Origin of the sequence: Amycolatopsis sp. lyj-109 (genome assembly GCF_046548995.1) — a bacterium.
Lineage (GTDB): Bacteria > Actinomycetota > Actinomycetes > Mycobacteriales > Pseudonocardiaceae > Amycolatopsis.
Genome location: NZ_JAJPWR010000011.1, coordinates 338,000 through 345,826, shown reverse-complemented (window position 1 = coordinate 345,826; position 7,827 = coordinate 338,000). Strand labels below are relative to the sequence as shown.

Genomic DNA, 7,827 nt, shown 5'->3' with positions numbered 1-7,827 from the left:
GTGTGATGCCTCGCCAATCACGTGTGATGTCCCTCCAGACACGTGTGATGCCTCGCCAATCACGTGTGATGTCCCTCCAGACACGTGTGATGCCTCGCCAATCACGTGTGATGTCCCTCCAGACACGTGTGATGCCTCGCCAATCACGTGTGATGTCCCTCCAGACACGCGTGATGCCCTGCCAATCACGTGTGATGCCCCTCCGGACACGCGAGATGTCCCGGCGGGGGCGGAGCCGGTCGACGTCGAGGCGCTCTACTCGCGGCTCGCCGCGATGGGCTTCGACTACGGCGAAGCGTTCGGCGGCCTCACCCGCGTCTGGCGGGACGGCACCGACGTCTTCGCCGAAGTGACGCTGCCGGAGCCGTTCCACGCGGACGCGGCCGGCTTCGCCCTGCACCCCGGCCTGCTCGACGCCGCCCTGCACCCGCTGGGCCTCGGCATCGTCACCCCCGATGACGGTGCGGCCCGGGTCCCGTTCTCCTTCACCCGGGTCGCGGTGCACGCCACCGGCGCCACCGAGCTGCGGGTCCGGCTGTCCCCGGCGGGGGAGAACGCCGTCGCCCTCACCGCCTGGGACGCCACCGGTGCCCCGGTCGTGACGGTCGGCTCGCTGCTGCTGCGCCCGGTCGCCCCCGCCGCGGCAACCGTCCCCGGCACCCTCTTCGAGCAGGTCTGGACCGAGGTCCGGGCGACGGAGGCCACCCCGGCCACCCCGGTCCCCCCGGGCTCGTTCGGTGCCGACGAGCTGGAGTTGGGCCTGACCGGGACCGCCGACGCGGACCTGGTCTTCACCTCCGTTGCCGGGGGCGCGGCCGACGCCGCGCGGGAGACCACCGGTCGCGTCCTGGAACTGCTGCAGTCCTGGCTCGCCGAGGAGCGCCCGGGCCGCCTGGTGATCGTCACCCGTGGCGCGGTCGCCGCCGGGGACGAGGAGGTCCGCGACGTCGCCGCGGCCGCCGCCGCCGGTCTGGTGCGGTCCGCGCAGTCGGAGCACCCCGGGCGGTTCCTCCTGGCCGACGTCGACACCGACCCCCGATCGCTCGCCATTCTGTCCACTGTGGACGCTCTCGGTGAGCCGCAGCTGGCGCTCCGGGAAGGCGTCGCGTCGGCACCCCGGCTGGCCCGCGCGAGCGCGCCGCCGCTGACGCCCACCGGCGGCTCCTGGCGGCTGGTCACCACCGGCACCGGCACCACCGACGGCCTGGCCCTGGCCGAAGCGGCCGAGGCATCCCTCGGCGAAAACGACGTCCGGATCGAGGTCCGCGCGGCCGGGCTGAACTTCCGCGACGTCCTCATCTCGCTCGGCATGTACCCCGACCCCGAGGCCCGCCTCGGCTCCGAAGCGGCGGGCGTGGTCGTCGAGGCCGGCTCGGGGGTCCGCGATCTCGCCGTCGGCGACCGCGTGTTCGGCCTGGTCGACGACGCCTTCGCCCCGCGGGCCGTCGCCGATGCCCGGCGGCTGGCACCGATCCCCGCCGGGTGGACCTTCGCCGAGGCGGCCACCGTGCCGGTCGCGTTCGTCACCGCCTACTACGGCCTCTTCGACCTCGGCAGGCTCGAAGCGGGCCAGTCCGTGCTCGTCCACGCGGCGGCGGGCGGCGTCGGGATGGCCGCCGTGCAGCTGGCCCGCTGGAAGGGCGCCGAGGTGTTCGCGACGGCGAGTGAGGGCAAGCACGCCGTGCTGCGCGAACTCGGCCTCGACGACACGCACCTGGCGAGCTCGCGCACCCTGGGCTTCCGGGACCGGTTCGGGCGCGTCGACGTCGTCCTGAACTCCCTGACCGGGCCCTTCGTCGACGCCTCCCTGGACCTGCTCGCCCCCGGCGGCCGGTTCGTCGAGCTGGGCAAGACCGACGTCCGCCCCGGCTGCCACCCCTTCGACCTCGGCGACCCCGGCCCGGACCGGATCGCGGCCATCCTCGCCGACCTCCTGGCCGCCTTCGGCCGCGGCGAGCTGACGCCGTTGCCGCTGCGGGCCTGGGACCTCGGCCGGGCCGCCGACGCCTTCCGGTTCGTCAGCCAGGCCAGGCACGTCGGCAAGAACGTGCTCACGCTGCCGCGGCCGGAGCCGGCCGGCACCGTGCTTGTCACCGGGGGCACCGGCACGCTCGGCGCCGCCGTGGCCCGGCACCTCGCCCGCCGTCCGGGCGTCCGGCGGCTGGTGCTGGTGAGCCGGCGCGGCCCGGACGCGCCCGGCGCCGCCGGGCTGTGCGAAGAACTGGCCGTGCTCGGTGTCGAGGCGATCGTGGTCGCCGGCGACGTGGCCGAGCCCGGCTTTGCGGCGGATGTGCTGCGGGAGATCCCCGCCGAGGCGCCGCTGATCGGGGTGGTGCACGCCGCCGGGATTCTCGACGACGGCGTGCTCGAAGCGCAGACACCGGCCCGGGTGGCCTCGGTGCTTCGCGCCAAAGTGGACGGCGCGTCGGCGCTCGGCAGGCTTACCCGGGACCACGACCTGGCCTGGTTCGTCCTGTTCTCCTCGGTCGCCGGCATCGTCGGCGCGGCCGGCCAAAGCGGGTACGCCGCCGCGAACAGCGCACTGGACGCGCTCGCCGCGCACTGGCGGTCCCAGGGCCTGCCCGCGGTTTCCCTCGCCTGGGGCCAGTGGGCGCTCGGCAGCGCGATGACCGGCAAGCTCGGCGAGCGCGACCGCGGCCGCATCGAACGGGCCGGCATCCGGCCACTGTCCACTGAGGACGCACTGGCCGCGCTGGACGCCGCCATCGGGCTCGGCCGGCCGGTCGCCGTGCCGTTGCGCCTGGACCTCGCCGCCCTGCGCGCGGGCGACGATCTCGCCCCGCTGTGGCGGGTGCTCGTGCGTGCGCCGGTCCGCCGCGCCGCACAGGCCGCCGTCGCCGGCGAAAGCTGGGCCGGCCTCGACCCTGAAGAAGCCCGCGGAAAGGTCCTGGACCTGGTCCGCACGCACGTCGCGGCGGTGCTGGGGCACGCGAGCGCGGACACGATCGACCCGGCGAGGGCGTTCAAGGACGCCGGCTTCGACTCGCTGACCGCGGTGGAGCTGCGCAACCGCCTCGCCACCGCGACCGGCCGCGCGCTGCCCGCAACCCTCGTCTTCGACTACCCGAACCCCATGGCCCTGGCCGGGTTCCTGCTGGCCGGCACCGAGCCCGCGGCGGCCCCGGTCGTCCCGGCGGCCCGCGTCTCCGGCGAGGACCCGATCGCCATCGTCGCGATGAGCTGCCGCTTCCCAGGCGACGTCGACTCGGCCGACGCACTGTGGCGGCTGGTCGCCGAGAGCCGCGACGCCATCGGCGGGTTCCCGGCCGACCGCGGCTGGCCCGTCGACGAGCTCTACCACCCGGACCCGGCGCACCCGGGCACCTTCTACGCCACCGGCGGCGGTTTCCTGCCAGGCGCCGCCCGCTTCGACGCGGCGTTCTTCGGGATCTCCCCGCGCGAAGCCCTGGCCATGGACCCGCAGCAGCGGCTGCTCCTGGAAGTCTCGTGGGAGGCCTTCGAACGGGCGGGTCTCGACCCGGGAACGCTGCGCGGCAGCACCACCGGCGTGTTCGTCGGCGCCGCCCACTCCGGCTACGCGGCCGGAGTGCCGGCCGCGGACGGCGTCGAGGGGCACCTGCTCACCGGCAACGCGGGCAGCGTGCTCTCCGGCCGGATCGCCTACCACCTGGGCCTGGAGGGTCCCGCGGTCACCGTGGACACCGCCTGCTCGTCGTCGCTGGTCGCGCTGCACCTGGCCGGTCAGGCGCTGCGGGCGGGCGAATGCGACCTGGCCCTGGCCGGTGGGGTCGCGATCCTCGGCACGCCGGACATCTTCGTCGAGTTCAGCCGCCAGCGCGGGCTGTCCGCGGACGGCCGCTGCAAGGCCTTCGCGGACGCCGCCGACGGCACCGGCTGGAGCGAAGGCGCCGGCATGGTCGTCCTGGAGCGGCTTTCGGACGCGCGGCGCAACGGGCACGAGGTGCTCGCCCTGCTGCGTGGTTCGGCGGTCAACTCCGACGGCGCGTCGAACGGCCTGACCGCCCCGAACGGGCCGTCGCAGCAGCGCGTGATCCGGGCGGCGCTGGCGAACGCGGGCTTGGCACCGTCCGATGTGGACGCCGTCGAGGCGCACGGGACCGGGACGACCCTGGGTGACCCGATCGAGGCGCAGGCGGTGCTGGCCACCTACGGGCAGGACCGTTCGACGCCGCTGTGGCTCGGTTCGCTGAAGTCCAATCTCGGGCACACGCAGTCGGCCGCGGGCGTGGCCGGGGTGATCAAGATGGTGCTCGCGATGCGCCACGGCGTGCTGCCGAAGACCCTGCACGTCGACGCGCCCTCGACCCGGGTGGACTGGACGGCCGGGTCGGTCGAGCTGCTCACCGAACAGCGCCCGTGGCCTTCGGTGGATCGTCCGCGCCGGGCCGGCGTCTCGGCGTTCGGCATCTCCGGTACCAACGCGCACGCCATCCTCGAACTCCCCGCGGAACCGGCGCCCGCGCCCGCCGTGGTTCCGGAGCCGCCGGTGGTCGTCTGGGCGCTGTCGGCCAAGGGCGAACCGGCGTTGCGGGCCCAGGCGCGCAAGCTGGCGACGGTCGACGCCGCCCCGGCGGCGGTCGCCGGAGCGCTGCTCTCCCGAGCCCGGTTCGACGACCGCGCGGTCGTCCTCGGCAGCAGCCGGGCCGAGCTGCTCGCCGGGTTGACCGCGCTGGCCGCCGGGGAACCGGCGCCCGGGGTCGTCCGCGGCACGGCGTCGTCCGGCCGGCTCGCGGTGCTGTTCACCGGCCAGGGCGCGCAGCGGACCGGCATGGGCCGCGAGCTGTACGACCGGTACCCGGTCTACGCGGCGGCGTTCGACGAGATCTGCGCCGAGTTCACCGTGCCCGTGCGCGACGTCGTGTCCGGCGACGCGCCGGGCCTGGACGAGACCGGGTTCACCCAGCCCGCCCTGTTCGCCGTCGAGGTCGCGCTGTACCGGCTCTTCGAGTCGTGGGGCGTCCGGCCGTCGTTCGTCGCCGGGCACTCGATCGGTGAGCTGGCCGCGGCGCACGTCGCCGGGGTGTTCTCCCTGGCGGACGCGTGCCTGCTCGTGTCGGCCCGCGCCGCGCTGATGCAGGCGCTGCCGAAGGGCGGCGCGATGGTGTCGATCGCCGCGCCGGAGCCCGACGTCCGGCCGCTGCTGGGCGACCGGGTGGCGATCGCCGCCGTCAACGGCCCGGCATCGGTGGTCGTCTCCGGCGACGAAGCCGACGTCCTGGCCGTCGCCGCGGAGTTCGCCGACCGGGGTGTCCGGACCAAGCGGCTCAGCGTCAGCCACGCCTTCCACTCGCCGCACCTCGACCCGATGCTCGACGAATTCCGCGCGGCCGCCGACAAGGTCACCTACCACCCGGCGGAGATACCAGTGCTCTCGAATGTGAGCGGTGCTCTCGCCGAGCCGTTCACCGCGGACTACTGGGTGCGGCACGTGCGGGAGGCGGTCCGGTTCGCCGACGGCGTGTCCACATTGGAGGCGGCCGGCGTCGGCGTCTTCCTGGAACTGGGCCCGGACGGCGTCCTCAGCTCGATGACCCGCGACACCGTGCCGGACGCCGTGGTGGTCCCGTCACTGCGGCGCGACCGCCCCGACGGCGAGGCGGCGCTGACCGCGCTGGCGACGCTGTTCGCGCACGGCGCCCCCGCCGACCTGGCCGCGGTGTTCGGTCCCGCCGGACGCGTGGACCTGCCGACCTACGCGTTCCAGCACGAGCACTACTGGCTGGAAGCGACGGCGGCGCCCGTGGTGGACACGGCGTTCTGGTCGGCGGTCGAGCGCGAGGACGTCGGCGAGCTGGCCGGGACACTGGCGATCGGCGAGGACCAGCGCGCGTCCCTGACCGCGCTGCTCCCGGCGTTGTCGTCCTGGCGGCGGCAGCACGGCAGGCAGTCCGTTGTGGACGGATGGCGATACCGGGTCACCTGGGAACCGGCCCGCGAGACCGGGGCGACGCCATCGGGGCACTGGCTGCTGGCCGTCCCGGCCGGGGAAGCGCGCTTGGGCGACGAGGTCGCCGCGGCCCTCGCCGAGCGGGGCGTTTCGTTCGCCCGCCTCGACGACCCGGCCGGCGACGAGCTGGCGGTAGCGGGCCGGACCGCGGACGCCGTGCTGTCCCTGCTGGCGCTCGGTTCCGGAGCGGACTCGGCGGTTCCGGCCGGAGTTGCGGCGACGCTCGCGTTGCTCCGTGCGGTGCCCGAGATTCCCGTGTGGACGGTCACCAGGGGAGCGGTGGCGATCGGCCACCCCGACCCGGCGCCGGACGCCGAGCAGGCCCAGGTCTGGGGTCTGGGCCGCAGCGCCGCCCTCGACCGGCCGGACGGTTGGGGTGGTCTGATCGACCTGCCCGCGGAGTGGGCCGGAGGGTCGGGCGGTGAAGCCCCGCATCATCCGGCCCCCGCCGACCGGATCGGCGAGCTCCTGGTCCAAGCCCTGGCGGACCCGGCCGAGGACCAGGTGGCCGTGCGGGCGGACGGCCGGTTCGCCCGGCGCCTCGTCCCGGTCACCGGCGTCCCCACCGGGCGGCCGTGGCAACCCCGCGGCACGGTCCTCGTCACCGGCGGCACCGGCGCGCTCGGCGCCCACGTCGCCCGCTGGCTCGCCACCGAGGGCGTCGACCGGATCGTCCTCACCAGCCGCCGCGGCACCCAGGCCCCGGGCGCCGAAGCCCTGGCTCAAGAGCTGACCGCGCTGGGCGCCGACGTCACCATCGCGGCCTGCGACGTCGCCGACCGCACCGCACTCGCCGCGGTCCTCGACGATATCCGCGCCGACCTGACCGCCGTCGTCCACGCCGCCGGAACCGGCGGAGCGACCCCCCTCGACGACCCGGACCTCGGCGCCTTCGCGGAGATCCTCTCCGCCAAGGTGACCGGCGCCGAAAACCTCGACGCCCTGCTCGGCGACACCGAACTCGACGCGTTCGTGCTGTTCTCCTCGATCGCCGGGATCTGGGGCAGCGGCGGCCAGTCCGCCTACGGCGCGGCCAACGCCCACCTCGACGCGCTCGCCCGGCGCCGGCGGGCCGCGGGCCGCACCGCGACCGCGCTGGCCTGGGGCCCGTGGGCCGACGGCGGCATGGCGGCCGACCACGACGCCGAGGACTACCTGCGCCGCCGGGGCCTGACGCCGTTGCGGCCGGCCCTCGCGGTCCGCGCCATGGCCGGCGCGGTCGGGCGCGACGAGACCACGCTGACCGTCGCCGAGGTCGACTGGACGCGGTTCGTGCCCGCCTTCACCTCCGCCCGGCCGAGCGCTCTGCTGCTCGGCGTGCCGGAAGCGCGGCGGGTCCTCGAAACGGCCGTGGTGGTCCCGGCGACCGAAGACCTGCTCGCCGGACTGTCCGAAATGGACGTCGAGCGGACCCTGCTGGCCCTGGTCCGCACCGAGGCGGCGGTCGCGCTCGGGCACCGCGGGGCCGACGCCGTCCCCGCGGCGCGCCCGTTCACCGAGCTGGGCTTCGACTCCCTGACCTCCGTCGAGTTCCGCAACCGCCTCGCCAAGGCGGCGGGCGTGGCCCTGCCCGCGACCGTCGTCTTCGACCACCCCACGCCGACAGCCCTCGCCGCGCACCTGCTCGACGTTCTGCGGCCCGGCACCGCGGCCGACCCCGAGGAGGCCCGGATCCGGGCGGCGCTGGCCACCGTGCCGCTGGCCCGGTTCCGCGACGCCGGGCTGATGACGGCACTGCTGGAGCTGGCCGGGCTCGACGTGTCCCACACCGCCGACACCGGCGGCCCGGACGCCGTGGACGACCTCGACGCCGAGGCGCTGGTCCGGCTGGCGCTGGACGGTACCGATTCCCGATGACCCACTCCTGGAGCTGAACC

The 7,827-nt window shown here is 75.5% G+C and carries 1 protein-coding gene; it reads left to right on the top strand.

Translation table 11 applies throughout. The annotated features are described in order from the left end of the window. Positions 1-16 precede the first annotated feature (16 nt). Entirely contained in the window at positions 17-7,807 is a 7,791-nt protein-coding gene (locus ACLJQF_RS25665; RefSeq protein WP_410612258.1) for a type I polyketide synthase, read from the top strand. Positions 7,808-7,827: the final 20 nt, after the last annotated feature.